This window comes from Nocardioides sp. (assembly GCF_035429765.1).
Taxonomy (GTDB): domain Bacteria; phylum Actinomycetota; class Actinomycetes; order Propionibacteriales; family Nocardioidaceae; genus Nocardioides.
The window spans coordinates 10,006-12,265 of record NZ_DAOMFK010000094.1; the positions used below are offsets into that span (position 1 = coordinate 10,006).

At 67.4% G+C, this 2,260-nt stretch carries 3 protein-coding genes; all 3 read left to right on the top strand.

Annotated features, from left to right (window positions below):
* The first annotated feature begins 225 nt into the window (after window positions 1–225).
* Complete coding sequence (locus PLP61_RS10140) at window positions 226–831, top strand: ATP-dependent Clp protease proteolytic subunit (RefSeq protein ID WP_324502592.1); 606 nt, start codon at window positions 226–228, stop codon at window positions 829–831.
* A gap of 2 nt (window positions 832–833) precedes the next feature.
* Window positions 834–1,442, top strand: a complete 609-nt coding sequence (locus PLP61_RS10145) for an ATP-dependent Clp protease proteolytic subunit (protein ID WP_324502590.1) — start codon at window positions 834–836, stop codon at window positions 1,440–1,442.
* A gap of 127 nt (window positions 1,443–1,569) precedes the next feature.
* Window positions 1,570–2,260, top strand: a 691-nt coding sequence (clpX, locus tag PLP61_RS10150; RefSeq protein WP_324502591.1) for an ATP-dependent Clp protease ATP-binding subunit ClpX, incomplete at its 3' end; no start/stop codon positions are given.

Genomic DNA, 2,260 nt, shown 5'->3' on the forward strand with positions numbered 1-2,260 from the left:
CCCGAGGCGGAGTCGCCCGAGGAGTCCTGACCTGCCCCTCACCGCGTGTCGATCGAACCTGGCCGGGCAACCGGCGACGGATCGGCGCGCAACTGGCGACGGGTCGCGGGAAATCCGCTGTCGGCGAACAGGGTGCCGTTCCTCGTGGAACTGTCCGGGGTTCGGGCTAGGGTCGCTGTCGTGAACCAGAACTCCCTCGCGTCCGGGTCCGTGGACACGCCCCAGATGAACGGCGCCGTGCCCACCTACGGCCTTGACGACCACATCTACCAGCGCCTGCTGCGCGAGCGGATCGTGTTCCTCGGCTCGGAGGTGCGCGACCAGAACGCCAACGCGATCTGCGCCCAGCTGCTGCTGCTGTCGGCCGAGGACCCTCAGGCCGACATCTTCTTGCACATCAACAGCCCCGGGGGCTCGGTCGACGCCGGCATGGCGATCTACGACACCATGAACTACATCCCCAACGACGTGGCGACCGTGGGGATGGGCCTGGCCGCCTCGATGGGGCAGTTCCTCCTCTGCGCCGGCACCAAGGGCAAGCGCTACGCGCTGCCGCACGCCCGCATCATGATGCACCAGCCCTCCTCGGGCATGGGCGGCTCCGCCTCCGACATCAAGATCCAGGCCCAGCAGTCGCTGCACATCAAGCAGGTGCTGCTCGAGCTCATCGCCGAGCACACCGGTCAGCCCCTGGAGCAGGTGGTCGCCGACGCCGACCGGGACCGCTGGTTCACCGCCCAGCAGGCCCAGGAGTACGGCTTCATCGACCAGGTCATCACCAGCGCCCGCGAGGCCGCCGACGAGGGCCGCCCGGCCCGGCAGAAGGACTGAACATGAACTACTACATCCCGCAGTGGGAGGAGCGTACGTCGTACGGCTTCCGGCGGATCGACCCCTACGCCAAGCTGTTCGAGGACCGCATCATCTACCTCGGCACCCCCATCTCCGATGACGTCGCGAACGCCGTCATCGCCCAGCTGCTGTGCCTGCAGTCGATGAACCCCGACCAGGACATCAGCATCTACATCAACAGCCCCGGCGGCTCCTTCACGGCGCTGACCGCCATCTACGACACGATGGGCTTCATCAAGCCCGACGTCCAGACGGTGTGCATCGGGCAGGCCGCCTCGGCCGCGGCGATCCTGCTCGCGGCGGGTGCTCCCGGCAAGCGCCTGGCGCTGCCCAACAGCCGGATCCTCATCCACCAGCCGTACACCGAGGGCACGTTCGGCCAGACCTCCGACATCGAGATCCAGGCCAACGAGATCCTGCGGATGCGCGAGCTGCTGGAGACGATGATCTCCCGGCACAGCGGACGCGACCTCGAGCAGGTGAGCCGGGACATCGAGCGGGACAAGATCCTGACCGCGCAGGGCGCCGTCGAGTACGGCCTCATCGACGCCGTCCTGGAGTCCCTCAAGGTCGCCCCGGCGCTGCCCTGACCGGTCGGACCTGAGCACTTCCTCGTGTCAGGTCCTGCGGGAAGGGCGGACTCGGGGTACCTTCGAAGAGTTGGCAGGAAGACGACGGCCGGCCGGCCGGCGTCGCACGATCCGAAAGGGACCGCACGTGGCGCGCATCGGTGACGGAGGCGACCTGCTCAAGTGCTCCTTCTGCGGGAAGAGCCAGAAGCAGGTCAAGAAGCTCATCGCCGGCTCCGGCGTCTACATCTGCGACGAGTGCATCGACCTGTGCAACGAGATCATCGAGGAGGAGCTCAACGAGGGGGGTGAGGTCAGCCTCGCCGAGCTCCCCAAGCCCCGCGAGATCTTCGAGTTCCTCAACTCCTACGTCATCGGCCAGGAGCAGGCCAAGAAGTCGCTGGCGGTCGCGGTCTACAACCACTACAAGCGGGTCCAGGCCGGGATGGCCCCCGTGCGCGGGAGGGAGGCCAAGGAGGACCAGGTCGAGGTGGCCAAGTCCAACATCCTGCTGATCGGGCCCACCGGCTGCGGCAAGACCTACCTGGCCCAGACGCTGGCCCGCATGCTCAACGTGCCGTTCGCCATCGCCGACGCCACCGCGCTCACGGAGGCGGGGTACGTCGGTGAGGACGTCGAGAACATCCTGCTCAAGCTGATCCAGGCCGCCGACTACGACGTCAAGAAGGCCGAGACGGGGATCATCTACATCGACGAGATCGACAAGGTGGCCCGCAAGGCGGAGAACCCCTCGATCACCCGCGACGTCTCGGGTGAGGGGGTCCAGCAGGCGCTGCTGAAGATCCTGGAGGGCACCACCGCCTCGGTGCCGCCGCAGG

Bases quoted from the DNA above. Each gene is read 5' to 3' on its own strand.
- PLP61_RS10140 (WP_324502592.1), top strand. From the start codon at position 226: ATGAACGGCGCCGTGCCCACCTACGGCCTTGACGACCACATCTACCAG.
- PLP61_RS10145 (WP_324502590.1), top strand. From the start codon at position 834: ATGAACTACTACATCCCGCAGTGGGAGGAGCGTACGTCGTACGGCTTC.